Origin of the sequence: Parafrankia elaeagni (genome assembly GCF_000374165.1) — a bacterium.
GTDB lineage: Bacteria > Actinomycetota > Actinomycetes > Frankiales > Frankiaceae > Parafrankia > Parafrankia elaeagni.
In genome coordinates, this window is sequence record NZ_KB893765.1 from 1 (window position 1) to 26,921 (window position 26,921).

Sequence of the window (26,921 nt, forward strand, 5' to 3'; positions counted from 1 at the left end):
TCGAGGTGCAGCGGATGGTGGTTCATCGTCAGCAGGCAGAACAGGTGGTCGTCGTACTCGGTGACCGTCTTGCCGGGCCAGTGCCGGTAGACCGCGCCGACCTCGAACTCCTCGTAGTACCGGCCGAACTGCATGTGTTCCCCCCACTGCGCGGGACGAGCGGATCAGTCTGCTGGATCTTATATACGCACTGATGTTCTTATATGCGAACACCAGTGCGGATGTCAAGGGGGTTCGGCGTGCGGATGCCCGGCGGGACACCTGACCTCGGCCCAGCGCCGGTCGGGTCGGCCAGGTCGGTCGGGTTTCCTGATACTTGCTCCGGGGAAAAACGGAAGGAAGCGGGATACGATCACGGACGAGGTAGAGCGAGATCGAAATCGGTGTTTCGGGTCCAGACGCCACAGACCACCACGGGGGAGACAAAAACTCCACCGCGACTGGTCCAGGTGACTTGGGCCGTATCTTCGCCGCCGGCGGGGAGACAGGCCGCCTGATGATGTCCATGGACTGGTCCGACACACCCCTCGGCCCGGCCCGGGACTGGAGCGAACCGTTGCGCACAGCCGTGTCCCTCTGCCTTGAGTCGCACTTCCCGCTCGAGATCTTCTGGGGCCCGGACCTGATCGAGATACACAACGACGCCGTCATACCGATGCTCGGGAGAAAACATCCGGGATGTATCGGAAAGCCGTTCCTGGACATCTTTCCCGAGGCGGCGGACCGACTTCTTCCGATGCTTGACAAGGTGATGTCCGACAGTGGAGCGACGTGGGCGCAGGACTGGCCTTCCAGACTCGATCGCCACGGCTATCTCGAGGACTGTTACTTCACTTTCTCCTACGGCCCGATCCGGCGGTTTCCGGCGGGTGACGTGGTCGGTGTGTTCGCCGCTCTTCAGGAGACCACACAGCAGGTACTCGGGACGCGACGCCTCCGATGTCTGCACGAGCTGGCCAGCGCCACAGCCGGGCGGCCCACGCAGGCAGAAGTGTTCGTCCACGGCATCGAGGTGCTGGGGCGCTTCACCTCGGACATCCCGTACTGCCTCATCGTCCTCAACGGGGCGCAGACACCGCGGACGCTCACGGTCGCCGCGTCGGCTGGCATCGCCGCGGCCGCGGAAGCCCCCACTGTGCTCGAGGACGGCGCCGCCACCGCCGAGCTCGAGGACTCCATGACAGCGGGACGGACGATGATCGTCGATCGTCTCCTCACCCGCCTGGGGTTACGGCAGTCAGCCGACGTCCCACCATCCACGGCCGCCATGGCCGTTCCCCTGTCCGAGCCAGGCGACGCACACCCCATCGGGCTGCTCATCTTCGGTCTGAGCGACCGGCTCCCGAGGAACGCGGATTACCGGAGCTTTCTGGGTCTCGTGGCCACGCAGGTGGCGGCCGCCAGCATCGCGGCCCGATCAGTCGAGCGGGAGCGCGTCCTGGCCGCGGACGCGCATCATCGCGCATTCCATGATCCGCTCACCGACCTGCCGAACCGGGCTGCTCTGTACGCGCACCTGGAACGCGCTATCGCTGAGACCAGAGATACCGCGACGCGGGCCGGCTTCCTCTTCATAGACCTCGACGGATTCAAGCGGGTCAACGACACGTTGGGGCACCTGGCGGGCGATGACCTGCTCCGCGAGGTCGCGGCCCGCCTCCGGTGCGTGGTCCGCCCGGGGGACGTCGTGGCCCGGCTCGCCGGCGACGAGTTCGGCATCCTGTGCCGGAACGTCACGTCCTGCAGCGCGGTCGAAGCTGTCGCCGACCGCATCGTCGCCAGCGTGGATCTGACCATCGGCCAGCAGCAGGTCCCGGTGACGGCCAGCGTCGGCGTCGCCCTGGTCGAGCCCGGAACCGCCGGCCCCGAGGAGGTCGTCTGCGCGGCGGATGCGGCCATGTACCACGCCAAGCGCCGGGGGCGTGGTACATGGCAGCGCGCGGCGGACACGGCGGGGACGGCGGGGACGTGCCCCGGCGCTGGAACCAGTCTCAGCCCGCCGCCCCGGCCGGCGGCTGGGCAGGCAGCTGTCTGGCCGCGCGACGCCTGACACCGGCACAAGCATACGGCTGTGGTGATCAGGGGTGGAACCCGCTCACGTGCCTGGCTCGCGCAAGCGGGATGGTGGCCGTCACGGCCAGCGCGAGCAGGGCAGCGATCGACAGAAGGCTGATGTGCAGGCCGGTCGGGAACGAGCTCGCCGTGGCGACGATCGCTCCGAAGACCGCGACTCCGAGTGATCCGCCGAGCTGGCGAAACGTGTTGCGGTGACCCTCGGATGGTCACGCCGGGGCGGGCACTCCGACCACCGCGCGGCCCCGGACGCGGCCGTGGTGCAGGGCGTCCACGGCCTCGTTGATCTGATCGAGCTCGAACCGGTCGGTCACCAGCAGGGCGGGGTCGAAGCGGCCGTCGTTCGTCCAGCTCACAAAGGTCGCGAAGTCGCGGACGGGGTCGCAGCCGCCCCCGACTGAGCCGGCCAGGCTTTTCTCCCCGTTCAGCAGGTCGAAACTGTCAAGGCTGAAGGGTTTGCGCGGAATTCCGACGAGAACATCGGTACCGCCGCGCACTCCCGCTCCGCGGATACCCGGGCGCACCGCCGCGAGGCTCACCGGAATGTTGTCCCCGATGCCGGTGCAGTCCAGGCAGTAGTCGGCGCCCGCGGTCCCGTCGTCGTGCCGGGTGAGCTGACGGATCGCCTCCACGGGGTCGGTCTCGCGGGCGTTCACGCCATTCGTGGCGCCGAACTTCGCCGCCAGGGCGAGCTTCGCGTCGCTCACGTCGACAGCGATGATCCGCCCGGCGCCCAGGATCGCGGCACCGGCGACGGCGCACAGCCCCACCCCACCCGCGCCCCACACCGCGACCGACTGGCCGGGACGCAGATCGATACTGTTCATCACCGCGCCGGCGCCGGTCATCAGCGCGCAGCCGATGATGCTTCCGAGGTCGGGGTCGGTGCCGTCGGGCATCCGGACGACGTACTGCTCGTCGACCATGGCGTGGGTGCCCCACGTGTGGCAGTTGTGCGAGGCGGCCACCTCACCGTCGGGGAACGTCAGCCGTGACGGCAGGGGCGGGCGGCCCTCCCGGGGGCTGCGGGGGATCCAGGTGGTGCACACCTGGTCACCCGGCTGCACGTAGGTCACCTCCGCACCGACCGCGACGACCCTCCCGATCGACTCGTGGCCGAGCAGCATCGAGGCCGTCCGGGAGGAGTCGAAGATCCGGTCGAGCTGGCTGTGACACACCCCGAACGCCCTCTGCTCGACCATGACCTCGAACGGCCCGGGCGACGGCATGGTCAGCTCCCGGAACTCGAGCAGATGGGTCCCCGGCGGCAACACCGCTATCCGAGCACGCACCGACATGTCCGCTCGCCCTCTTTCTCTCTGCGCTCACGTTGCCGCCCCCGGCTGGTCGTGGCCGGCTGGTCGTGGCCGCCGACCCGGTCTCCTAGCCGATCGACTGGTATTCGAGGAACTCCTCGATACCGAAGCGCCCGTTCTCGCGGCCGATGCCCGAGAGCTTGAAGCCGCCGTGCGGCGCACGGGGGTTGACCGCGGAGCCGTTGATGCGAATCCGGCCCGTGCGCAGGCGCAGCGCGACCTCGCGGGCGCGGGCGGGCGAGGCGGCCCAGACGCCACCGGCGAGGCCGTAGTCGGAGTCGTTGGCGATCGCGATCGCCTCGTCCTCGGTGTCGTACGGAAGGATCGTCACCACGGGGCCGAAGATCTCCTCGCGGGCGATCCGCATGTCCGGGGTGCCGCTGAAGATGGTCGGCTTCACGTAGTAGCCGGTGGCGAGGCCCTCGGGCTGCTCGGGGCCGCCGGTCACCAGCGTGGCGCCCTGATCCACACCCGACTGGATCAGTTCGCGGATGCGGTCCCGCTGAGCGCGGGTCACCACCGGCCCGAGGCTGGTCTCCGCCGCGAAGGGATCGCCGAGGACATAGGACTCGGCGGCGGCGCGAGCGGCGTCCTCGGCCTCGGTGAGCCGTGCCCGGGGCACGAGCACCCGGGTGAGACCGCCGCACACCTGCCCGCTGTTCCGGAAGGCGTCGGCGATCCCCGCGGTAACGGCCTTGGCGATGTCGGCGTCCTCGAGGATGACGTTGGCGGACTTGCCGCCGAGCTCGAGCCCGACCCGCTTGACCGTGCGGGAGGCGATCTCCATGACGCGGCTGCCCGCGCGCACGGAGCCGGTGATCGAGACCATGTCGACCAGGCGGTGACCGGCGATGGCCTCGCCCACCACCGGGCCGGTGCCGCTGACCAGGTTGACCACGCCGGCGGGCAGGCCGGCCTTCAGCGTGCCCTCGGCGAAGAAGAAGGAGCTGCGCGGGGCGATCTCGGTGCCCTTGAGAACGACGGTGCAGCCCGCGGCGATGGCGGCGCCGACCTTCATCGCGATCATCAGCAGCGGCACGTTCCACGGTGTGATCGCGCCGACGACGCCGACCGGAGCCCGGTGCACGAGCGTGTCCCCGACCTGCACGTCCCAGTCGACCTCCGCCAGCGCGTCGGCGGTGCCGCGGAGATGGTTGATCGTGGACCGGGTCTGGTGGGCCGTGGCGATGCTCAGCGGCTCGCCGATCTCCTGGACGATCGCCTCGGTGATCTCCTCGGCCCGGCCCTCGACGAAGTCGGCCAGGCCTCGCAGCACCTCGGCCCGTTCGTCGAGCGTCGAACGGGACCAGCCGTCGAAGGCCCGTGCGGCGGCTGCCGCCGCACGGTCGACGTCCTCTGCCGTGCCGTCCGGAATCGTGCCGATGATCTCTTCGGTGACCGGGTTCTCAATGTTGATCACGCCGGTGCCGGACGACGGGACCCACTCACCGTCGATGAGGATGAGGTCCTGAATGATCACGCCGCCACCCCTTTGTCGCAGTGTTCACGATGAGCAATGCTCGTGATGCAGAGTTCGTAATTACGAACCATTATTCGTAATTGCAATCACACTACGATGATCACATGGGGGTGTCAACGGACCAGGACCGACTCCGCCAGGACTCCACCAGGGCTCCACCGGCCGATCGCCCACCGCAACCGTCCCGCCCGCAGGAGTGCCCGCGCAGCATCCGCGCCGCGACTGCGGCACCCACGACCACAGGACCGTGGCCGCAGGACCCTGAGCGCCTTGACACGACCAGGAGACGAACGTAACGTTTGCGTCCGCATATAAGGACTATCGTTCCCACATAAGAAATATTTGGGGGTCGGGACGTCCTCGGGTGGCCTGCGGCCACCGATCCGGAGCCGAAGAGACAGCGCGGCCTTCAGGCACGGGGCATGGCTCCCTGCTTCTGCTTCTGCCCCTGCCCCTGCCCCTGCCCCGCGGGAACAGATCCGCGGTCCCATGCGGCGAGCCGCAGATCCTCTTCCTGCCGTTGGGAGCACAGATGCGGTTCGGGCGTTACTACGAGGAGTTCGGCCTCGGCGCCGTCTACCGGCACGCGCCGGGGAAGACGGTCACCGAGCACGACAACCACCAGTTCTGCCAGCTCACCATGAATCACCACCCTCTCCACCTCGACGCCAGCTACGCAGTAAGAACAACCCAGTTCAGACGGGATTTCGTCGTCGGAAGCTACGTCTACGCCCTGCTGCTCGGAATGTCCGTCCCCGACATCTCCGGAAAGGCTGTCGCGAACCTCGAGGTCCAGCCCTTACGTCACCTCGCCCCGGTCTTTCACGGGGACACCGTCCACGGCGAGTCGACCGTGCTCGACAAGACGGAGTCCCGACGCGGAAAGGACCATGGTGCCGTCACCGTCGAGACCCGCGGCTACAACCAGGACGGCACTCTCGTCTGCGTCTACGGGCGACGGATCATCGTGCCGAGGCGGACCCTGACGGGGCGTCCCGCGACGGAGCCGGGCGAAGCAGCCTGAGCAGCCGGACAGCCTGAGCGCAGCCGGACAGCCGGACAGCCGGAACGAACTGACCGGAACCGTCAGTCCCGCCGGCCCCCGGCAACCGTCCAACGCTCGGGCCGCCCGGCCCGACGGATCAGGCGCTTCTCCTCGGACAGCCGGGCGAGGTGGGAGTACGTCTCCGCGAGGGCCGAGCGCAGCGACCGGGGGGTGAACGAGTCGAACGGGCGCGCCCAGCGCACCGCGCGCGACACCTCCCAGACCGTCTCCCGTCCCTCGCGCACCACCTGCTCGATCTCGCGCAGCCGGGCCTCGTGATGCACCTCGAGCACGGCGAGCCGGTCGGAGAGGCGGTCGAAGGACCACTCGTGCCCGGGCAGCGCCAGCAGGTCGGCGGGAAGGTTCCGCAGGAGCCGCAGCGAGTCGAGGAAGTCCGCCAGCGGGTCGGCATCCGACCCGGGGCGCAGCCCCACGTTCGGGGTCACCTTGGGCAGGACATGGTCGCCGGTGAACACCAGGCCTCGTTCCCGGTCGTGGAAACAGAGGTGACCGGCGGTGTGCCCAGGGGTGTGGATCGCGACGAGGGCGCCCCCGGTGCCCGGCACCACCGCACCGTCGAGAAGTTCGACATCCGGCTCGATCCCGGGCAGCACCGCCTCGAGCTCGATCAGCTCCGCCTCGAGGTCCGCCAGGCGTGCGGCGGGCACGCCGCTGGCGCGCATCCAGTCGGCGATCTCCACGACGCGGGCCTGTCGTTCCGCTGCTCCCACGCAGATCTGCGTCCGTTCGGCGGGATGCGCGGCGATCCAGGCCGAGGTGTGCTCCCGGATCCGTCGGGCGAACCCGTAGTGATCCGGGTGCGCATGAGTGGCGACAGCCCCGATCACCTCGTCAAGCCTGTGACCCGCCCGCGCGAGCCCGGACAGGAAGGCGCTCCAGGCCTCGTCCGAGTCCCACCCGAGGTCCACCACGACGATCCCGTCGGGTACCCGCACCGCGTAGGAGTACGAATAGGCGAGCGGGCTCGGATACGGCACGGCCGTCGCCCAGACACCGCCCGTCACGGCGAAACCCTCGATCCGCCGGGCCGGCGCTTCCGCGCTCCTCCGCGACTCGCCCACAGTTTCCTCCATCCGCAGCGGGTTCCCCTGGTCGCGACCGTCGACTCAGATCACTCCGGCCTCCCGCAGCTTGGCGATGTCGTCGACGGACATGCCCAGCTCGCTGGTCAGGACCTCGTCGGTGTCGGCGCCGACCTCGCGGGCCCGCCACGGCTCCACCATGGGCGAGTCCGACAGGAACAGCGGACTGCCGATCGTCATGAACGAGCCCTGCTCGTCGGTGACGGTGCGGAGCACGCCGCGTTCGCGCACGTGCGGGTCCTCGAGCAGCTCCGGCAGCGTGACGACCGGGGCGGAGGGGATGCTCGCGTCCACGAGCAGCTGCGCCAGCACGTCCTTGGGGCGGGCGCTCGTCCACCGCTCGACGATCGCGTCGACCTCGTCGATGTACGTGCACCGACCGCTCATGGCCGCGAAGCGCGGGTCGTCGGTAGCGGGATCCGCCATCAGCTCGCACAGCCGCCGCCAGTGCGCGTCGGTCGGGCAGAGCACCGCGATCCATCCGTCGTTCGTGCGGTAGGCGTTGTAGGGCGCGACGGCCAGCCCGCCGTGCCGGTTGCCGGTGCGTTCGTGGCTCTCGGTCGCGTCGCTCAGCAGCCCGGCGATGTTGGACGTCAGTGAGGGGATGATGGCGTCCTGGAGGGCCACCTCCACGTGCTGGCCGCGACCGGTGCGGGTGCGCTGGAACAGCGCGGCGAGCACACCCGAGAGCATGTGCGTGCCCGCGACGAAGTCGACCACCGACGGACCGGTGCGGACCGGGGCCCCGTCGGCGAAGCCCGTCGTGCTCATGATCGCGCTGCGTGCCTGGATCGTGAGATCCATGGCGGGCTGGCCGGCATACGGCCCGAACGAACCGAAGCCCGTGCCCGACGCCATGATCAGGGCCGGGTTGATCGCGCTGAGCTGCTCGTAGCCGAGACCGCGCCGGTCCATCGCTCCCGGCGACAGGTTCTGGACGAGGACGTCGGCGGTGCGGATGAGGTTGCGGAGGATCTCCTGCCCTGCGGGCTGCTTGAGATCCAGGCGGATGGTGCGCTTGCCGGAGTTCAGAAAACGGAACTGGATCGGGAAGCCGTCGTGGTCGACGGTGGGCAGCCGGCGGTAGGGGTCCCCTTCCGGGGCCTCGACCTTGATGACGTCCGCGCCGAGGCGCGCCATCAACATCGAACAGTAGGGAGCGAAGTAGAACTGCCCCACACAGATCACCTTCACGCCTTCGAGCGCGGTCATCCAGGGCCTCCGTGGTCACTCGGGCGCGAGCGTCGCGGATCGCGCGCCAGTCCGGGTGTGCCGCAGTGAACCGCTCGACGCGCTGAGCCCGACACTACGGCCTGTTCGCAATTACGTACAGGAGTACGCATTTACAGCCGATGCTAAGAGTGGCCCATATGACTGTCAACGCCTACCCGACGATCACCCGGGCCACCACGCTCCGCGAGCACGCCACCCGAGGCGGTCGGGGCGTTGACATTCCCTGCGGCGAGACCTTACCGTGCAGTTCGCGCATGCAATCGATCATTCGTATATGCGCACATACTGCGGACACCAAGGTGCGAGCACGGCTTCCGGGCGGAGATCCGCCCCGAGACGATCACCCGCAGAGACGATCTTGCCGGAGACGGTTGGCTGACGGTCGCACCCGGGCCGGGCCCCTTCGTCCCTGGAAACGGAAGGACATCCGCACCATGAAGGTGGGTTTCATCGGGCTCGGTGCCATGGGCGCCGGAATGGCGCTCAACCTGCGCGCGGCCGGTTATGAGCTGACTGTGCACGACCTCCGCCGGGAGAGCGCCGCGGAACACGAGGCGGCCGGGGCGACCTGGGCCGACTCGGTCATCGAGCTGGCCCGTGAGGTCGACGTGGTCCTCACGTCGCTACCGGGCCCGCAGGAAATGCAGGAACTGGGCCTCGGGGAGAACGGGCTGTGCAGCGGCCTGCGGGCGGGCGCCGTCTGGTTCGACCTCACCACCAACTCGCCGACCGTGGTCCGCGAGGTGCACGAGACCTGCCGCAAGCACAGCATCGAACTGTTCGACGCGCCGGTGAGCGGCGGCCCCAAGGGTGCCCGGTCAGGCAAGCTCGCGATCTATGTCGGCGGCGACGAGGCGGCCTTCGAGCGTCACCGCGCCGTCCTCGACGCCATCGGCGACCAGGTGATCCGTGTCGGCGAGATCGGCGCGGGCAACACCGCGAAGCTGGTCCACAACTGCGCCAGCATGATGATCCGCTCGGCGATCGCCGAGGTCTTCACGATGGGGGTCAAGGCAGGCGTCGAGCCGGGAGCCCTCTGGCACGCGATGCGCCAGGGCGCGATCGGCCGGGCCCGCACGTTCGACCGCATCAGCGACCGCTACCTGCAGTCGAACTTCGAGCCGCCCTCCTTCGCCCTGGCGCTGGCGAACAAGGATCTCCGGCTGGCGATCGAGCTGGCCGACGAGCTCGGCGTCCCCATGCGCGCCGCCCGCCTCGTGCAGGAGGACTTCGCGGAGGCCCTCGAGCGGGGCTGGGGCGGTCGCGACTCGCAGACACCGCTGCTCCTGCAGAACGAGCGAGCGGGCGTCGAGATCAAGCTCTCGGCCAGCGAGGTGCAGGAAGTTCTCGACCGCGGCTGAAACCACCCGACCGGTCAGAAGCACACCCGACACCGACACAGGAGGAGAAACAGCGTGGCTGACAACGTGACCGACAAGGAGAAGGGCCGGCGCATCCTGAGCGAGCTCATGGGCGCCGACTACGTCGCGGCGAAGGAAAAGAAGCGCAACTCCTTCAACGAGGTGATCCAGGACTACTCCGAAGAGGTCTGCTTCGGGCGGATCTGGTCCCGTGAGGGAATCGACCGCAAGCAGCGCAGCATCATCAACGTCGCGATGCTGACCGCGCTGAACAGGCCCGCGCAGCTCGCCCACCACATCGAGGGCGCGATGACCAACGGCGCCACGGTCGCCGAGATCCAGGAAATCCTGCTGCAGACGGCGGTCTACTGCGGGCTGCCCGCGGCGGGCGAGGCCTTCCGGATCGCGGAGGAGGTCCTCCGCGAAGGCGGACACCTCGACTGAAGCCTCCGAGACCTCCGAGGCCTCCTCGACGGCTCCCACCATGACTCCCACCACGAGTCCCACGACGAGTCCCACCACGAGTCCCACGACGACTCCCTCGACCGTCACCCGGGGCACGGCGACAGGCCGCTTCCGGGCCGCCCACCTGGAGGAGCCCGCCCGGATGACCGGGTCCAGCACCCTGCTGCTGCTGCGGCACGGGGAGAGCGCCTGGAACGCCGCGGACCGCTTCGCAGGCTGGGTCGACGTGCCGCTGTCCGCACGCGGTCGGGTGCAGGCCGGCCGATGCGGCGAACTGCTCCGCGACACCGGCCTTCTCCCCGACGTCGTGCACACCTCCCTCCTGCGCCGGGCCGTGTCGACCGCGGATCTCGCACTCGACGCCGCCGACCGGCACTGGATCCCGGTCCGGCGCAGCTGGCGGCTCAACGAGCGCCACTACGGCGCCCTGCAGGGCCGTAACCGCATGCAGGTCCGCGCCGAGTACGGCGCGGACCTGCTTCGTTTCTGGCGCCGCTCGTTCCGCGGAACACCGCCGCCGATCACCCCGGGAAGCGTCTTCGGGCAGGACGACGACGTGCGGTACCGGGAGCTGGGCGTTCAGGTCCCCCGGACGGAGTCCATCGCGGACGTCCTCGACCGGCTCCGCCCGCACTACGAGTCGGAGATCGCGGGCGACCTGCGCGCGGGCCGGACCGTCCTGGTCGTGGCGCACGGCAACGTCCTGCGTGCTCTGATCCGCCACCTCGACACTCTGGCCGGCGTCCCGGCCGACGACGATCTGAGCGAGGTGCAGCTGCCCACAGGCGCCCTGCTGCGCTACGACCTGACCGACGTCCTGCTGCCGGTGCGGCCCGGTGGTGTCCTGGTGGGTGCGGCGGGCGTGACGGGATGGCCGGCGCCGGCCCTGCGCGCGACGTCCGAGTAGCCGGCCCGAACGGCGGAGACGACGCCCGACCCGACAGCCGAGCAGTAGAAACCGACCAGTAGAAACCGACCAGCGGAAACGACGGTGCCCACCGGCAGCCGCCGGTGGGCACCGTCGTTGGTGGACCGCCGCCGGGAACCGGATCGCCGTTGGTCCGGATCACCGTTGCCGCGATCACACGGCTGCTACCGGACAGCGCCGTCCCGGTGCAGCGTCTGCAGTTCGTCGTCGGTGAGGCCCCAGTCCGCCAGGGCTTCCCGGGTGTGCTCCCCGGGCCGGGGCGGGGCCGTCCCGAAGGCGGCGGGGGTCCGCCCGAACCGGGGCGCCGGCGCGGGCTGCGGGATTCCGTCCAGTTCCGGGAACCCGCCACGGGCCTGATGGTGAGGATGTTCGGACACCTCCCCGAGGCCCAGCACCGGCGAGTAGCAGCCGTCGACGTCAGCGAGCAGCTTGGTCCACTCGTCGCGGGTACGGGTCGCGAAGACCGCCGCGAGCCTGCGCCGCAGTTCGGCCCAGTCGGTACGGTCCACCGACGACACCGGCATGGTGATGCCGTCGAGGTCCACGCCGATGGCGTCGAACAGCACCCGCTGGAACTTCGGCTCGATCGCGCCGATCGCGACATACCGGTGGTCGCTCGTCTCGTAGACGTTGTAGAAGGGCGCGCCGGAGTCCACGTAGTTCGTGCCGCGCTCGTCGCTCCACGTGCCCATCATCCGACGTCCGTGGTACAGGGTCATGAGCAGCGACGCCCCGTCCACCATCGCCGCGTCGACCACCTGCCCCCGGCCGGAGCCGCGTGCCTCCAGCAGCGCGCACACGATGCCGAAGGCGAGCATCATGCCCCCGCCCGCGTAGTCACCGATCAGGTTGAGGGGGATGGCGGGTGGCCCGCCCGCGTAGCCGAGGGGGTCGAGCGCCCCGGCGAGGGCGATGTAGTTGATGTCGTGACCGGCCTTGCTCGCGAGCGGCCCGGTCTGTCCCCAGCCCGTGCCGCGCCCGTAGACGATCCGCGGGTTTCGCCGCAGGCACGCGTCCGGGCCGATTCCGAGACGTTCGGCGACACCGGGCCGGTATCCCTCGTAGATCGCGTCGGCCCGTTCGACCAGACGCAGCACCACCTCGGGGCCGGCCGCGTGCTTGAGATCGACGACCACGGAGCGCCGGCCGCGGTTGTACAGCTCCAGGCGGTGGTCGGGCGCCTGGGGGCGGGCGGGGGGATCCGGCCGGTCGATGCGCAGGATCTCCGCCCCCATGTCCGCCAGGAGCATGCCCGCGAAGGGGCCGGGGCCCCGGCCCGCGATCTCGAGGACTCGCGTCCCCGCGAGCGGGCCGGAGCCAGACCGCAGGCTCACGGTGCTCCGGCGTTGGTCAGGTTGCGCGGCTTCCAGCGCAGCAGACGCTTCTCCAGCAGCGTCACGAGTCCGTTGATGATGGTGGACACCACCACGAGCACCGCGATGCCCGCGAAGACGCCGGCGGTGTAGAAGTTGCCCGCCGACCGCTGGATCAGATAGCCGATACCGGTGTTCGCTCCGATGATCTCGGCGGTGACCGCCGCGACCAGCGCGTAGGGCACCGAGACCCGCAGGCCCTGAATGATCCAGGTCCCGGCCGAGGGGATCCGGACCTTCAGCTGCACGGTGAGCCTCGACGCGTTCATCACCTTCAGCACGTCGATAAGACGCTGTTCGACGTCACGCACACCCTCGAAGGTGCTGTAGAAGACGAGGAAGAAGACGATGAGGCTGACCAGCGCCACCTTGGAACCCAGGCCGAATCCGAACCACAGGATGAAAAGCGGCACCAGGGCAAGCCGCGGGACGGAGTTGAGCGCGACGATGAACGGCTGGAAGATCGCGCCGAGCATCGGGCTGCTGCCCAGCACGATGCCGACCAGAACGCCGAGCACCGCGCCGAGCGCGAACCCGTAGACCGTGGCGATCACGGTCGCCTGGATGCTGTCCCACAGCACACCCTCATCGACCCAGCCGGTCAGCGCCGACCAGATCTCGGACGGCTTGCTGACGTAGAAGCTGTCGATGAGCACGCCGGACTCGGTCGCGGGGTCCCCGCTCGCGAACTCCCAGAACGCAAGTGCCCCGAGCGGGAGTACCACCCGCGCGATGAGGACGATCAGCCGCTTGATGTCCCTCGGGCGGCGCGGCCTGCGGGACGCGGTGGTGGACGACTGCTCGTCCGGGCTGGTGGCGGTGGCCGGCACGGGGCCGCCCAGCACACCGCCCTGCGCGCCTCCGCTCGGCACGCCGACGCCCTGTGGTCCGGCCGGCACCGCGGCCTGCGCTCCGGCTGTTGTCGACACCGGCGTCGGGTTCACGATGCCTCCTTGGCGGGAGAGGAGTGATCCAGCAGCTTCCACAGCCGATCCCAGAGCTCGCCGTAGACCGGACTGAGCCGCAACTGGGCGAGGTCACGCGGCCGCTCCAGCGGCACGTCCTCCACGTGGACGACGCGGCCCGGGCGGGTTCCGAACACGACGACCTTGTCCGCCAGCAGAAGGGCCTCGTCCAGGTCGTGCGTCACGAAGATGATGGTCTTGCGGTCCCGCTCCCAGATCCGCAGCAGCTCCTTCTGCATGGTGAACCGCAGCTGCGCGTCGAGCGCCCCGAACGGCTCGTCCATGAGCAACGTCGAGGGGTTGTACACCAGGCCACGCGCGAGCGAGGCACGCTTCTGCATACCACCCGACAGCTGCGAGGGGTACCGCTGCGCGAAGCCCTTGAGCCCCACCAGCTCGATCACCTCGGCGACCCGTTCGCGGCGCTCCCTGCGGGGAACCTTCTCGATCTCGAGCGCGATCCCGACGTTCTTCTCCAGGGTGCGCCAGGGCAGAAGATTGTCGTGCTGGGTGATGAACCCGACCCCGGTGTTGACCCCGTTCAGCCGCTTTCCACGGAAGTGGACGGCACCCGCGCTCGGTGCCAGCAGCCCGGCCGACATGTTCAGCAGCGTGGTCTTACCACACCCGCTCGGGCCGATGAAGCAGACGAACGAGCCGCTCTCGATATCGAGGTCGACCGCCTCGAGCGCGGTGAACTCCCCGTCACCGGAACGGAACTTCCGGCTGACCTGCTGGAAGGAGAACTCCGGGACCTTCTCCGCCGAGGGCGCGGCCTTTCCGGGCCCTGTGGTCCCGGTCAGCGAGCTCTTCGACATCATCGCCTCCTCGTCACGGCTGCGCGGCTTCCGCGGCACTCAGGTCGTAGATGTCGTCGAAGCTGAAGCTGATCGGCGATTCACGGTTGAGGTTTATGAGCCGGACCTCGTTGTCGAACATCTCCTGGGTCGTCAGGGGAGTCGCGTCCTTGTAGGCAACTACCGCGGACTCCCAGCCCTCGTTGAAGGCCGCCTCGTTCAGGTTGGCGAACTGCGACAGTCCCCGCACCTTGTCCCGCAGCTCATCGGTCGGGTTCTGCAGGTCCCGGTCGGCGAGCCACACGGCCTGCATGACGCGCTTGGCGATCTCGGGGTTCTGCTCCAGCCAGGAGCGGGTGGTGTAGTAATCGTGCGAGGCCAGCGGCAGGACGGACGGAAGATCCTCCGCCCAGTTCAGCCACAGCCCGCCCCAGCCCTCCGCCGCGGGGAAGTTGGCCCGCGGGAACGACTGGGCGAACCCGCTGACCCGGCCCTGCCGCGTGGTCGCGATCTGGGCGGAGGCGTCGTTGTTGGGAAGGATCGTCACGTCGCGATCCGGATCGACGCCGTACTCGCTGAGCATGACGCGCAGATAGGTGTTGCCGGTGGAGCCCTCCGGCGAGGAGGTGAGGTTGAGGCCGCGCAGCGCCTGGACTCGCTCTTCCGCGGACGACTCCGGTGTCACTCCGCGCTCGGCGAGAGTGTCCAGCGTCTCCTGGTTCAGCGCCAGCCCGAAGGTGATACTGGGGTTCATGGTTCCGAGGCTGACCAGGTCGGTCTTGCCCTCGGCATAGGCGCTGTACAGCGCGCCTGTACCGGATGTGGCGATGTCGGTGTCCCCGGAGATCACGGCCTGGGTGATCAGGGATGCATTGCTGGCGTTCGAGAAACTGACCTCGGCGTCGAGTCCGACCTGCCTGAAGTAGTCCTGCGCGACGATGACCACGGTGGGAAGGTCGGTGAAGGTCGCCGAGGTCGACATGAACTTGACTTTCAGTGACCCGTCGTCTCCCGCGCTGTTGTCCGAGGAGCCCCCGCAACCCGCGGCTATGCTCCCGGCGACCGCGAGGACAGCGACGGCGGACACGGTCCGCCGCGATCTCGGCGACAAAGACGACCTTCGTAAGGGCAATAAGGGCAGTCGTCGCATAGCGGACATTAGTGGCTCCTTTGTCGCGGACGTCGGAACGTGCCTGAAGTCGCCGAAGGAGCCACGGCGTGGTCACAGCCGTGGCTACTAGGGCTTCTGGCGGAGGTTGGGTGGGCTTTCGCGTCAATCGGGCAGCGTGAAGAGAACGTGGGTGCGATGCGTGGGACCCCGCTCGCCGTGGTAGTCGCACCACTGCGAATGGGCCCGACGGATCTCGCGATCCACGGCGGGCAGATCTTCACGCACGCTCGGGACGTATATACGACCGTGTGACCGTACTAACGACTGGCAGAAAGGTAGGGCGGCAGATCGGCCGTGTCAACAGGGGGTAAAGCCGCAGCACCGCGACAGGTCGCCCCGGTCCGGTGGTCGAGGTCGCCCCGGTCCGGCGGTCGAGAGGGAGCTCCTGCCGCCGCCGGACGCCTGCCCCGCTACAGCGGTTCGCGCACCGAAGCCCCCGACCGGTGGCGCCACTTCCCGATGTGGCACTTGATGAGCTCGCCGAGCTCGTCCACCCGCGGGTCGACGTGCACGCTCTCGCCGACGAGGGTCACCGCCGCGATCGCCCGCCCGGTGGCGTGGGGCAGAACGACGGCGACTCCCGTGCGCCGACTGGTGGCGTTGACGCTGACCGCCACCCCCGACTGGCGGATACCGGGCAGCGCCGCCAGGAACCGTTCGACCTTCTCGACCTCGTCGGCACCCCGCCGCCGCAGGTAGGCCTGCAGCTCCGACGTGGACAGCGTCGCGAGGAGCCCGCGCCCGCCGGCTGTCGTCAGGAGGCTGCGCCGGATGTTGGACCGCGCCTGGAACACGGTCATCACGTCGCTGCCCGCGTGAGCGATGTAGAGCAGGCTGTCACCGGAGCGGACGCCCACGAACGCCGTGAGCCCCGCCTCCTGGTGCAGGGTCTCGAGATCGGACGTCGACACCAGGCCCGCGCGGACGTCGCCGCTGGCGATGGTGAGGCTGAAGAACGCTGGCCCGAGGTAGAGCCGATGGTCCTGCTCCACGAGCCAGTCGGTGTCCAGCAGGCCCCGGATGAACCCGTAGACCGAGCTCTTCGGGGCTTCGAGTGCGCGGGTCAGCTCCGCGTAGCTGATCCCGGGACGGTAGACGACCTCCTCGAGGATGCGGGTCACCCTCGTGATCGTCCGATGGCCCTCGACCACGTTGCGCCCGCCCTTCCGTCGCGACCCCCGAGCCGAGCCCCGGGCAGTCCTCCTCACGGAGCGGCTGTGCCACGGGTGCCTGCACAGTAGCCGCAAGCCACGTGGATCGTCCGCCCCGAGAGCAGGTCGGTGTCCGCCACAGCCGGGAGCGCCCGGCCCCCACGGCCGTTGACGCATTGACCTGAATTTCCGCGCGCTGTAGCGTCGCGATCGTCAAAAGGAACCGGAGTTCATATATGCGAACACCGTAGTGCGTGTGACAGTGCGCCTTCGCGGTGCCCGCGCATGGGAGACAGTCGTGATCGAAAAAAACACGATCTTCATCGACGGCGAGTGGGTCGGCTCGGCAGGCACCGGGACCCTGACCGTCTTCAATCCGGCCACCGAGGAGCCGATCGCGACGGTACCGCGCGGCCACGCCGACGACGTCGACCGCGCGGCCCAGGCCGCCGCGCGGGCTTTCGAAACCTGGTCGCAGACGTCGGTCGACGACCGCATCGACATGATCCAGCGCATCGCCGGCGTCCTCGACTCCCGGGCCGAGGAACTCGCGCGCACGATCACGACCGAGGTCGGCACACCGATCACGCTCGCCCGCCGCTCGCAGGCCAGCAGCGCCATCAACGACCTGCGCATCGCAGCGGCGAGCCTGAAGGACGTCGTGTGGGAGGAGCGGTTCGACGACACGATCGTCCGGCGCATCCCCGCCGGGGTCGCCGGGGCGATCACCCCGTGGAACGGGCCGATGCGGATGATCGCGCTCAAGGCGGGCGCGGCCTTCGCCGCGGGCTGCACCATGGTGCTCAAGGGCACCGAGGTCGCGCCGCTGAGCGGCTTCATCTTCGCCGAGGCCGCCGCCGAGGCCGGCCTGCCCAGGGGCGTCTTCAACCTGGTCAGCGGCACGGGCCCGGAGGTCGGCGAGGCGCTCGCGACCCATCCCCTCATCGACATCGTCTCGCTCACCGGCTCGGTGCGCGCGGGCAGCCGGGTGATGGAGCTGGCGTCGCGGTCGGTGAAGCGGGTCGCCCTGGAGCTCGGCGGGAAGTCCGCCAACATCATCCTCGAGGACGCCGACCTGGAGAAGGCCGTCGTCGACGGGCTCAGCGACGCCTTCCGCAACTCGGGCCAGGTCTGCGGCGGGCTTACGCGCATGCTGGTCCCCCGCGGACGACTGGCCGAAGCCGAGGCGATCGCCGCGGCGAAGGCGACGAGCTACGTGATCGGCGACCCGCAGGACGAGGCGACGACCCTCGGGCCGGTGGTCTCCGACGTGCAGCGCGACCGGGTGCGCGGCTACATCCAGATCGGCATCGACGAGGGACTGCGCCTCGTCGCGGGCGGCCCGGAGGCACCCGCGCACCTCGACCGGGGCTACTTCGTGCAGCCGACCGTCTTCGTCGGCGACAACCGCAGCCGACTCGCCCAGGAGGAGATCTTCGGACCGGTCGTCATCATGATCCCCTTCGATGACACCGACGAGGCCGTCGCCATCGCCAACGACTCCGACTACGGGCTCGCGGGCGCGGTCTGGTCGGCCGACCCCGCGCGGGCACGGGACGTCGGGCGGCGCATCCGCACCGGACGTGTGCGGATCAACGGCGCGGCGATCGACATGCGGGCTCCGCACGGTGGACTCAAGCGGTCGGGCGTCGGCCGGGAGATGGGCCGGTACGGCATCGAGGAGTACCTCGAGTACCAGTCGCTCATCAGCTGATCCCGGGACCCGGCGAGCCATCGAGAGGTAGCAGGAATGATCACCGCCAAGGCCCGGGCCATGAGCGGCCCGACGGCACCGTTCAGCACGATCACCGTCGAGCGCCGCGATGTCGGCCCGAGCGACGTGCTGATCGACATCGCCTACGCCGGGGTCTGCCACACCGACGTGCACCATGCCCGCGCGGAGTTCGGGCACACCCGCTATCCGATCGTGCCCGGCCACGAGATCGCCGGCGTCGTCCGTGAGGTCGGCGCCGAGGTCCGCGGGCTGGCGGCCGGCGACCGCGTCGGGGTCGGCTGTCTGGTCGACTCGTGTCGGGACTGCCCGGCCTGCAACGCGGGCCAGGAGTCCTACTGCCGCCGCGGCAAGGTGCTGACCTACAACGGAGTGGGTCGCGACGGGGCGACCACGCAGGGTGGGTACAGCGAGCTCGTCGTCGTCGACCAGCGGTTCGTCGCCCGCATCCCCGACGCCCTGCCGCTGGACGGCGCCGCGCCCCTGCTCTGCGCGGGCATCACGATGTACCAGCCGCTGCGGCACTGGGGCGCGGCCCCCGGCAAGCGGGTCGGCATCCTGGGATTCGGCGGGCTGGGGCACGTCGGCGTCCAGATCTCCCATGCTCTCGGCGCGCACACGACGGTCCTGGAACTGACCGGGGATCGCCGCGCCGACGCCGAGCGCCTCGGGGCGGACGACTACCGGACGACCAGTGATCTGGGCACGCTCCGCGACTCGTTCGATCTGATCGTGTCGACGGTTCCGACGAACTACGACCTGTCCGCCCACCTCGACCTGCTCGACCTGGACGGCACGTTCGTCAATCTCGGCGTGCCCGACGAGCCGCTGCGGATCGACCCCTACACGCTGCTGACGAACCGCCGCAAGTTGGCCGGTTCGATGAGCGGTGGCATGCCCGAGACGCAGGAGATGCTCGACTTCTGCGCCGAGAACGGCATCAAGGCCGAAGTGGAGATCATCGCGGCGAAGCAGCTCGACGAGGTGTACGACCGCCTCACCGCGGGCGACGTCCGGTACCGGTTCGTGATGGACGTCGCGACCATCGCCGAGGCCTGAGCCCGTTCACTGCCCGAAGGCCCGGCCGCCCACCCGGCCGGGCCTTCGTCAGTCAGGACCCGAGCTCCATCAGCAGGACCCGAGCTCCACCGGTACGGGCCCGGGGACGGGCCGGCCGCGCCGCGGCTACGACTGCGTGGCCGGCCCGCCGGAGTGCCATGCCTCGTCGGGGCGGCGAGGGTGGCGGTAGGCATGGACCGGCCGGAACGGGTCCGCGTCGTCGGCCCAGCCGTCGCGCAGCGCGGCCCAGCGCACCATCAGGTCATCCTCATGGGCGTAGTCGAACCGGTCGCCGAGACGCTTCTCCTCCGGCCCGCCAGGCGCCGGCGGGTTCTCGACCAGCCAGTCGACTGTGGCGCCGAGGGCGTCCGCCGGGCGGACGGTGTCCGCATAGCCAAGCTCGGCCCGGACCCGGGCGTTACCGCGCAGCCGGTGGTCGGGCCCGTGACGCCAGTAGGGATGGCACGGGGTTGCCAGCTGGTAGGGCATGTCGACGAGCTCCACCTCCGCCCCGAGGCGGGCGGCGACGAACTCGATGCGCTGGCGCATCGTGAAGACGTCGTCGTCAGCGACGACGAACTTGCGCCCGGACGCAGCCTCGCGGTGGTCCACCGCGAGGAGAACGGCATGCACCGCATGCTCGGTGTAGAGCCGGCTCTCCATGCGGAAGGCCCCGTCGGCGACGACGATCCGGCGCCTGCCGTCGAGAATGCGCCGCACGATGCACCATTCGTGCGGCGCGACCTGCCGCGGGCCGTAGACCACGGGATAGGCCAGCAGGGTCGCCGCGAAGGCGCCCGCCGCGTGGGCGTCGAACAGGGCCTTCTCCGCCGCGGCCATCTTCACCGCAAGAGTGCCCTGGGCCGGGTCCTGTTCCAGGTACTCGGCGTCCTCTGCGGGCATGGCGGGCCGGCCCAGCGTGCCCCAGCGGGGATCGGCGGCATGTGCCAGGGAGCCGTGGGCTCCCCCGACGGCGACCACCCGGTCGGTCCGACCGGCGAGGACCTGCGCCGTGACGGCGAGGCGCCCGTACTGGGCCACCACGAGGTCGAACTCGGCGCGACCGAGACCGGCGCCGAGTGTCTCGGGCCAGTGCGGATCGGTGTGGAGGTGACGGACCTCGCCGGGCAGCTCGACCTCGTGCTGGCCGCCGTGCAGGATCGTCACGTCGAAGCCGCGGTCGAGCAGGCCCCGCACCACTCCCGGCCCGGTCGGCCCGGTACCGCCGATGACGAGGGCGGATAGCGCCATCACCCCTCCTTGGCCGCGCGCGACCGCGCGCCCGGCTGTGCGCCCGGCCCCGGGCGCCGCGTCGGCCTGCGGCGGCCCGGGGCCGAGCTGCTCATCGGGACGCGGCGGCCTCGGCGGCGAAGGCCGCCGCGAGCGCGTGCTTGTCGACCTTCTCCGACCCGAGCACCGGCAGCTCCTCTGTCTGGAAACGCCACCGGGTCGGTATCGCGAACGACGCCAGCTCCGAGCGGAGTGCCTCGGCGACGTGCTCCACGAGGTCCGGACGGTCCGCGGTGGCCTCGTCGACCACCACGACAGCCGCCACCTCCTCGCCCAGGTCGGCGTGCGGCAGGCCGATCACCGCCGCGTCGAGGACTCCGGCCACGCCCACGAGTGCGCGCTCCACCGACAGCGGCGCGATGTTCTCGCCCCCGCGGAGAATGAGGTCCTTGCTGCGGCCGGTCACCCAGAGGTAGCCGTCCTCGTCGAGGTAGCCCAGGTCTCCGGTGTGCAGCCACCCGTCGGCGTCGATCGGACCGGAGGCCTCCCCGAAGTAGCCGAGCATCTGCGACGCGGCCCGGACCAGCACCTCACCGTCCCCGCCGGAGGTCTGGTCCCCGAAGGAGATCTCGACGGTGGGCAGTGGCAGGCCGCAGCATCCGGGCCGGTCACGGGTGTCGCGGCCGCTCGCCGCGGTGGCCTGGCCGCCGTTCTCGGTGAGGCCGTAGCCGGTGGCGACGCGGGCCTGGACGGACGGCAGCTCCTCGCGGATCCGCTGGTACAGGCTGGGGTGGGCCGGTGCGCCACCCAGCGTCAGGGACCGGAGGCTGTGCAGGTCGACCGGCCGCTGGGCCTGGGCGTCGAGCAGCCGGCTGACCATGGTGGGAACGGCGCTCCAGCGGGTGATGCCGTGCGCGGCGATGAGATCCATCGCCGCGTCAGCGTCGAACTTCCCTACCGGGAACACCAGGCTCTCGCCGACCACGACTCCCCGTACGAGGGTCTGCACACCGCCGACGTGGAACAGCGGCCCGGTGTGCAGGGCGACGCTGGGCGACGCGCCTTCGAGTTCCTGCGGAAGCCGCTTGGTGATACGCAGCAGCGAGTGCAGGCCGGAGATGATCGAGCGGTGCGAGAGCACGACCGCCTTGGGGAAGCCGGTACTGCCGGAGGTGAACAGGATCAGGGCGGGCTCGTTCTCGTCACCGCCCTCGGGGCGCTCGGGCAGCGGGCCGTCGACCTCGCCGACCATCGGCCACGGCGCGAGCGGGCTGCCGGCGGGAACCTTGTGCTCCAGGCGGCGGTCGGCGAGCACAGCGGCGGGGGTGAGCAGGGTGAAGGCGTGCTCCATCTCGCGCGTACTCCACCAGGCGTTGACCAGGACCGGGACGGCGCCGGCCCACCAGGTGGCCCAGAGGTTCACCACCCAGTCCGGGCTGTTCCAGCCCAGCAGCGCGACCCGGTCCCCCCGCACAACACCGTGCTCGCGCAGCTGCGCCGCCTTGCGGCGGGCCGCGGGCACGAGATCGGCGAAGTCGAGCCGCGCATCGCCCTGCACGATGTGGGCCCGACCCGCCCAGCGGTCAGCGTGATCCAGCAGGGACTCCAGCCGCCGGGCGCGTGGCGCGTACATGCGGTACGGCACGCCCCCAAGCTCCTCGACCGTGACATCGCGTCCCCACGTGGGGATCGGGCCGCTCATCGCCGCTTCCTCTCCGCCGTCCACGCGGGCCCTGCGGCCGACGAGGCTCGACAATGGTCATATCCTGTTCGCATGAACGAACTCTGATACGTATTTACGTACCCTCGACTCTAAGATGCCACTTGTCGATGGTCAACGCATCGAGTTCGCGCACTCAGCGGAAGACCCGCCGCTCGACGACCAGGGGGTCGTGGCTCGGGATGACCTCGCAGCCGAACCGCTCGATCCGTCGCACGCTTTCCTCGTAGGCCACGAGATCGGTGAAGAAGCCGGACGGAATGCGGTCGGCCTCGGCGTCGCCCTCCCAGTTCTCGTACAGGTCGACACAGTCGCCCGCGATCAGATAGCGGTTCGTCGCAGCCTCTATCAGCACGCCCTGCGAGCCGGGCGTGTGCCCGGGCAGGGAAACCACCGAGACCCCTGGTGCGAGGTCGGTGTCACCGTCGATCGCATCGATCCGGTCCTCGGCGCGCAGCCACGCCGGGGGCAGGTCGGGCACGGCCTCGAACTGGCGGCGATGCCACGCGACCGGCCGGCGGGCAAAGTCGATCTCGCTGCGCTGCAGGACGATGCGGGCGTTCGGGAACAGATGGTTGTTGGAGCAGTGATCCCAGTGCAGATGGGTGTTGACGACCAGACCGACCTCGTCGGGGTCGATGCCCAGTGCGCGCACAGCCACGTCGGGCTGCTCCTCGGGCGTCTGCTCCATCCTGATCCGGTGGTGTTCCCAGGCCCGGCTCAGGTCGGCTCCGGTATCGACGATGACCGGGGCGGGACCCCCCTGGATCACGAACATGATCAGTGGAATGTCCAGCGTCTCGCCCCAGCCCCGGAGATAGGTGAGCGAAGGCTTGTGCAGGCCGAACACGCGGCCCACCGAGACCGCGGTGACGGTGAGTGTCACGATGTCACCTCCCGCCCTGGCGCGGGCTGATCGACCAGCTCGTTGTTCGCGGTCTCCCGCAGGACCAGCGTGCACACCAGAGCGGCCACGCAGTAGGCGGCCAGAACGAGTCCGAACACGAATCCGCCCGCGCTGTCGATGATGCTGGTGGCGATCAGCGGCGGTATGGCACCGCCGAGGACGCCCGCGAGGCTGTAGGAAAGCCCAGCCGCCGTATAGCGGTAACGGGTGTGGAAAAGCTCGGACATAAACGCCCCGGCGACGCCGAAACCATGGCCGGCGATCAGGAACGTCCCCGCCATGCCGATCCAGAAGGCAGCGAGAGTTCCCTGGTCCAGAATCGGGAACAGGACAAGCGACCACGGGATGCCGGCGGCGCTGGCCATCAGCAGGATCCGCTTCCGACCGAACCGGTCGCACAGAATGCCGCCCGAGATGATGGCCAGGCCGTTCATCACGTTTCCGGCAATTCCGGCCGACAGTACCTCGGGCCGGCTCAGGCCGAGCGTGGCGGTGCCGTAGTGGGTGAGGTACGCGATCCCGATGTAGCCGAGGGCGAAGGCCATCACCAGCGCTCCCGCTCCGAGCAGGATCTCCCTCCACTGGTTGACGACAGCCTCCTTGAACGGCAGCGTGCGGGTGCCACGCCGACGCTTCGCCTCGACCTCGAAGGCCGGAGTCTCCTCGACCTTCAGCCGCACCCAGAGACCGACGCCGATGAGCACGGCGCTGAGGAGGAAGGGCACGCGCCATCCCCAGTCCGTGAAGGTGTCGTCGGCGACGAACAGGGCCGCGATGAGGTACACGGTCAGGGCCAGGATGTTGGCGAGCGCGCCGCCGAGATTCGTGAACATCGCCCAGAAGCCGCGGCGGCTCTTCGGTGAGTGCTCGGAGGTGAACAGCGCCGCACCCGCCCACTCGCCGCCGGCGGCCAGGCCCTGCGCGATGCGGAGCAGGACGAGCAGAATCGGCGCCGCGACCCCGATCGTCGCCGCCGTGGGCAGCAGGCCGATGAGGACGGTGGAGACGCCCATCAACGACATCGTGAAGATGAGGGTCCGCTTGCGCCCGAGTCGGTCGCCGAAGTGCCCGAACAGGATCGACCCCAGCGGGCGGGCGGCGAAGGCGACACCCTGGGTCGCGAACGACAGGATGATACCGGCGTGTTCACCGAAGGCCGGGAAGAAGGCATGCCCGAAGACGAGGGCCGCCGCGGTGGCGTAGATACCGAAGTCGTAGAACTCGATGACGGTGCCCATGAGGCTCGCCGTGGCGACCCGGCGCATCTTCTTCGGGTCCGACTCGTTCCCACTGTCGATGGGCCGGTCGGCCGGCAGATCCTGCGCGGGCGCGTCTTGTAACGTCATCTGGAAAACTCCACGAGTTGTCGGGCGGCTCGGCGGCCGATCTACCCATGCCTCCCGAAGGCTCGTTCCAGGCACTCGCGGCTTTCGCATCCCGGCAGCAGTCGGACGATAAGGGAGAATTACTCCCGACAAGTCGTCCCTGCCGCCGTCTCGCCTGCCGCGCAGATGTCCTGACTCGGGTCACTGGGGCTCCTGGGCTGTTCATCGCGGAGAGGGACAGACGCCTCCGCTGTCGTACGCTGCCGGCGACGTGGGGACCCGCGATGGATCCCGGACGACGACCGGCCCTGAACTTCTCGACCACACGCCGACAGGCCCGGGGGCACTGCAGGCCGTGACCGGCTCCCGCCACGGAGCGTCGTCACCCCTGCCGGCCGGCCCGCACACAGCTCGGACCGCACGACGGGCTGCGACGGAGTGATCCGCAGCCTCACTTGGTTCGCATATACGAACCATCATCTCCAATCGGGAACTCTGGAGGGAAATTAGCCGCGCCCAACGCGGCAAGTCAATAGGTGCGCGCCTCGACCCCGGCAGCGAGGGCCGCCCGCGGCCGCGTTGACACCCACCCCGAGCGGTGAAAGTATCCGTAATGGCGACCCAACGTTCTGATTTAGGAACGATCGAGGAGGGGTGGTCGATGCCGACCATCGAGGCCGCGGTCGGTCCCGCTCCGGGTCCCGGCGCGCGGCGCCACGGGGTGCGTCCGCTCACGCCAGCAGGTTCCGCCACTGCGGCGGCTGGTTCGGAGCGCGGTCATGACCGCCCGCCGGCACGTGTGGCGCGCGCGGCACGGGGCCCGTCGGCCGAGTGCCCCCGCCGCCGCCACTTCGCGCGTGTGGCTCCCCCCGCCCTGCCCTGCCACCGGCCCCGCGACCAACCCGGCCCCGACCACGACCACGGGTCCGGGCCCGTGGAGTCCCCGTGGAGCCCCCGTGGAGCCAGGGCCCCGAGGCCACAGCACGCTGCCGCTATCCGCTCCGCCCGACTGCAGATGGGAAACAGATGACGACGACGCACGAGGAAAAGACCGGCGAAATCGGGAGAGAACTGGCACTGGGCAAGTTCACCGACGAGTTGCTGGCGGAGATGCGGGCGCTGATCGGTACGCAGCTGCGTACCGACGCCTGCATCAACAACGAGTACGCGACCCGCCTGGCCATCCTGCGCTTCGCCGAGGGGATCGGTGATGACAACCCGCTGTGGACCGACGCCGCGTATGCGGCCGGCACCCGGCATGGCGGCATCGTGGCTCCCCCCAGCTTCATCTTCGCCTGCCTCGGCTCCGTCCAGGTGGGGTGGCGCGGCCTCGGCGGGTTCCACGCCGAGACGACCATGACCTTCGAACGGCCGATTCACGTCGACGACAAGATCACGGCAACGGTGGTGTTCGACGGGTTCGAGGGACCAGTCGACAGCAACTTCGGCGGCCGCCGCATCAAGGACTTCCTGCGCCAGGAGTACCGCAACCAGCACGGTGAGCTGGTCGCCACGTTCATCTGCTCGCGGATGCGCTTCGAGCGCGGCGAGATGCAGAAGCGGCGTGACTCCCGCAAGATCGAGCTTCCCCACCCGTGGACCGACAGCGAGCTTGCCGCGATCGAGGCGGACGTCCTCGCCGAACGCCCGCGCGGAGCGGTGCCACGGTACTGGGAGGACGTCGCCGTCGGCGACGAGATCGACGTCATCACCAAGGGCCCGATCGGCCTGACCGACTTCATCGCCTACATCGCCGCGGGGGCCGCTCCGATTCCCCGCATCTCCGCGCACGGCGTCGCGTTGCGGCGTTACCACAAGCACCCGAAGTGGGCCTTCCGCGACCCGAACACCCACGCGCTGGAGCCGGTCTACTCGGTGCACTACAACGACTACGCGGCTCGCCTGCAGGGTGCCCAGATCGCCTATGACGTCGGTATCCAGCGCACCTGCTGGCAGATCCACTCCCTGACCAACTGGATGGGGGACGACGGCTCACTCAAGGCCCTGCACGGTCAGTACCGCAGCCACGTCTACCTGTCGGACGTGGTGCGCCTCGGTGGCCGCGTGGTGGCCAGGGAGATCGACGCCGACGGCGACCACGTCGTGCGGGTGGAGACCTGGGCGACGAACCAGCGTGGCGCGAACGTCATGCCCGGGTCTGCTGTCGTCGCCCTTCCGAGCCGGGGCGACACACCAGCCAGTCAGACACCAGCCAGTCAGACACCAGCCGGCCGGTGAGGCTGGCGCCGTCGACGGGGCGGGACACCGCACCCGCCGACGGCGTGTGGCCGGCTCGCCGCCGGCCACCCTGGTTCAGCCGCGGATGATTCAGCCGGGGAGTTTGTACTCCTTGAGCAGGGCGCGGCTGATGATGCGCTTCTGGACCTCGGAGGTGCCCTCGCCGATCAGCATGAACGGGGCCTCGCGGTAGAGCCGCTCGATCTCGTACTCCTTGGAGTACCCGTAGCCGCCGTGGATCCGGAACGA

Annotated in this window: 22 protein-coding genes and 1 pseudogene; 8 read left to right on the top strand and 15 right to left on the bottom strand. The window is 69.6% G+C overall.

The features are described from left to right. Positions 1-134, bottom strand: a pseudogene (locus B207_RS35895) (MaoC family dehydratase); the annotation flags it as partial. Between the two features lie 371 nt (positions 135-505). Here B207_RS35895 and B207_RS35900 point away from each other — a divergent pair. Next, on the top strand, positions 506-2,050 hold the full coding sequence (locus B207_RS35900; RefSeq protein ID WP_230205252.1) for a GGDEF domain-containing protein: 1,545 nt from the start codon (positions 506-508) through the stop codon (positions 2,048-2,050). A gap of 232 nt (positions 2,051-2,282) precedes the next feature. On the opposite strand, the gene B207_RS0127070 is transcribed toward B207_RS35900, so the two are convergent. Both B207_RS0127070 and B207_RS0127075 read right to left on the bottom strand, forming a co-directional pair. Then, on the bottom strand, positions 2,283-3,371 hold the full coding sequence (locus tag B207_RS0127070) for a zinc-binding dehydrogenase (protein WP_035742551.1): 1,089 nt from the start codon (positions 3,369-3,371) through the stop codon (positions 2,283-2,285). A gap of 85 nt (positions 3,372-3,456) precedes the next feature. Continuing rightward, a complete protein-coding gene (locus tag B207_RS0127075) occupies positions 3,457-4,869 on the bottom strand; it encodes an aldehyde dehydrogenase family protein (protein WP_018639811.1) in 1,413 nt (470 codons plus the stop codon). A gap of 532 nt (positions 4,870-5,401) precedes the next feature. Here B207_RS0127075 and B207_RS0127080 point away from each other — a divergent pair. Then, positions 5,402-5,893: a MaoC family dehydratase gene (locus B207_RS0127080; RefSeq protein ID WP_018639812.1), complete on the top strand. Its 492-nt coding sequence runs from the start codon at positions 5,402-5,404 to the stop codon at positions 5,891-5,893. Positions 5,894-5,955: 62 nt separating this feature from the next. Here the strand turns inward: B207_RS0127080 and B207_RS0127085 are convergent, their stop codons facing one another. After that, positions 5,956-6,996: an MBL fold metallo-hydrolase gene (locus tag B207_RS0127085; RefSeq protein WP_018639813.1), complete on the bottom strand. Its 1,041-nt coding sequence runs from the start codon at positions 6,994-6,996 to the stop codon at positions 5,956-5,958. A gap of 45 nt (positions 6,997-7,041) precedes the next feature. Further along, positions 7,042-8,229, bottom strand: coding sequence for a CaiB/BaiF CoA transferase family protein (locus tag B207_RS0127090; RefSeq protein ID WP_018639814.1), 1,188 nt, complete (start codon positions 8,227-8,229; stop codon positions 7,042-7,044). Between the two features lie 275 nt (positions 8,230-8,504). Between B207_RS0127090 and B207_RS0127095 the strand changes: the two genes are divergently transcribed. The 3 genes from B207_RS0127095 (at position 8,505) to B207_RS35905 (ending at position 10,983) form a co-directional block, all read left to right on the top strand. After that, complete coding sequence (locus tag B207_RS0127095) at positions 8,505-9,611, top strand: NAD(P)-dependent oxidoreductase (protein WP_268258223.1); 1,107 nt, start codon at positions 8,505-8,507, stop codon at positions 9,609-9,611. A gap of 54 nt (positions 9,612-9,665) precedes the next feature. Then, complete coding sequence (locus tag B207_RS0127100) at positions 9,666-10,055, top strand: carboxymuconolactone decarboxylase family protein (protein ID WP_018639816.1); 390 nt, start codon at positions 9,666-9,668, stop codon at positions 10,053-10,055. A gap of 163 nt (positions 10,056-10,218) precedes the next feature. Further along, the gene (locus B207_RS35905; protein WP_018639817.1) at positions 10,219-10,983 is read left to right on the top strand and encodes a 2,3-bisphosphoglycerate-dependent phosphoglycerate mutase; all 765 of its coding nucleotides are present in this window, start codon (positions 10,219-10,221) and stop codon (positions 10,981-10,983) included. A 185-nt stretch (positions 10,984-11,168) separates the two neighbouring features. Here the strand turns inward: B207_RS35905 and B207_RS0127110 are convergent, their stop codons facing one another. The 5 genes from B207_RS0127110 to B207_RS0127130 all read right to left on the bottom strand — a co-directional run bounded on the left by B207_RS0127110 (position 11,169) and on the right by B207_RS0127130 (position 16,431). Then, the gene (locus B207_RS0127110; protein WP_018639818.1) at positions 11,169-12,338 is read right to left on the bottom strand and encodes a CaiB/BaiF CoA transferase family protein; all 1,170 of its coding nucleotides are present in this window, start codon (positions 12,336-12,338) and stop codon (positions 11,169-11,171) included. Next, positions 12,335-13,321 (bottom strand): ABC transporter permease, encoded by a 987-nt coding sequence (locus B207_RS0127115; protein WP_018639819.1) that lies wholly within the window; start codon positions 13,319-13,321, stop codon positions 12,335-12,337. Before B207_RS0127115 ends, B207_RS0127110 begins: the two co-directional genes overlap by 4 nt. Then, positions 13,318-14,160: an ABC transporter ATP-binding protein gene (locus B207_RS0127120; RefSeq protein WP_051102690.1), complete on the bottom strand. Its 843-nt coding sequence runs from the start codon at positions 14,158-14,160 to the stop codon at positions 13,318-13,320. Before B207_RS0127120 ends, B207_RS0127115 begins: the two co-directional genes overlap by 4 nt. Before the next feature lie 13 nt (positions 14,161-14,173). Next, positions 14,174-15,121 (bottom strand): ABC transporter substrate-binding protein, encoded by a 948-nt coding sequence (locus B207_RS0127125; RefSeq protein ID WP_230205253.1) that lies wholly within the window; start codon positions 15,119-15,121, stop codon positions 14,174-14,176. A gap of 599 nt (positions 15,122-15,720) precedes the next feature. After that, on the bottom strand, positions 15,721-16,431 hold the full coding sequence (locus B207_RS0127130; RefSeq protein ID WP_230205254.1) for an IclR family transcriptional regulator domain-containing protein: 711 nt from the start codon (positions 16,429-16,431) through the stop codon (positions 15,721-15,723). 328 nt (positions 16,432-16,759) lie between these two features. On the opposite strand from B207_RS0127130, the gene B207_RS0127135 reads away from it, so the two are divergent. Both B207_RS0127135 and B207_RS0127140 read left to right on the top strand, forming a co-directional pair. Then, positions 16,760-18,175, top strand: a complete 1,416-nt coding sequence (locus B207_RS0127135) for an aldehyde dehydrogenase family protein (RefSeq protein ID WP_018639823.1) — start codon at positions 16,760-16,762, stop codon at positions 18,173-18,175. A gap of 36 nt (positions 18,176-18,211) precedes the next feature. Further along, positions 18,212-19,252, top strand: a complete 1,041-nt coding sequence (locus B207_RS0127140) for an NAD(P)-dependent alcohol dehydrogenase (RefSeq protein ID WP_018639824.1) — start codon at positions 18,212-18,214, stop codon at positions 19,250-19,252. Between the two features lie 126 nt (positions 19,253-19,378). Here B207_RS0127140 and B207_RS0127145 read toward each other — a convergent pair whose 3' ends face one another. From B207_RS0127145 to B207_RS0127160, 4 genes are all read right to left on the bottom strand, one after another. After that, positions 19,379-20,503, bottom strand: a complete 1,125-nt coding sequence (locus B207_RS0127145; protein WP_018639825.1) for an NAD-dependent epimerase/dehydratase family protein — start codon at positions 20,501-20,503, stop codon at positions 19,379-19,381. Positions 20,504-20,594: 91 nt separating this feature from the next. After that, complete coding sequence (locus B207_RS0127150; protein ID WP_018639826.1) at positions 20,595-22,184, bottom strand: class I adenylate-forming enzyme family protein; 1,590 nt, start codon at positions 22,182-22,184, stop codon at positions 20,595-20,597. A 154-nt stretch (positions 22,185-22,338) separates the two neighbouring features. Beyond that, positions 22,339-23,088, bottom strand: coding sequence for an N-acyl homoserine lactonase family protein (locus B207_RS0127155; protein WP_018639827.1), 750 nt, complete (start codon positions 23,086-23,088; stop codon positions 22,339-22,341). Then, positions 23,085-24,455, bottom strand: a complete 1,371-nt coding sequence (locus B207_RS0127160; RefSeq protein WP_018639828.1) for an MFS transporter — start codon at positions 24,453-24,455, stop codon at positions 23,085-23,087. The genes B207_RS0127155 and B207_RS0127160 overlap by 4 nt, the downstream gene beginning before the upstream one ends. Before the next feature lie 1,005 nt (positions 24,456-25,460). Between B207_RS0127160 and B207_RS0127165 the strand changes: the two genes are divergently transcribed. Further along, positions 25,461-26,672, top strand: a complete 1,212-nt coding sequence (locus B207_RS0127165) for an FAS1-like dehydratase domain-containing protein (protein WP_018639829.1) — start codon at positions 25,461-25,463, stop codon at positions 26,670-26,672. 90 nt (positions 26,673-26,762) lie between these two features. Here B207_RS0127165 and B207_RS39100 read toward each other — a convergent pair. Beyond that, positions 26,763-26,921: acyl-CoA dehydrogenase family protein (locus B207_RS39100; RefSeq protein WP_230205255.1), on the bottom strand; the 159-nt coding region annotated here is incomplete at its 5' end.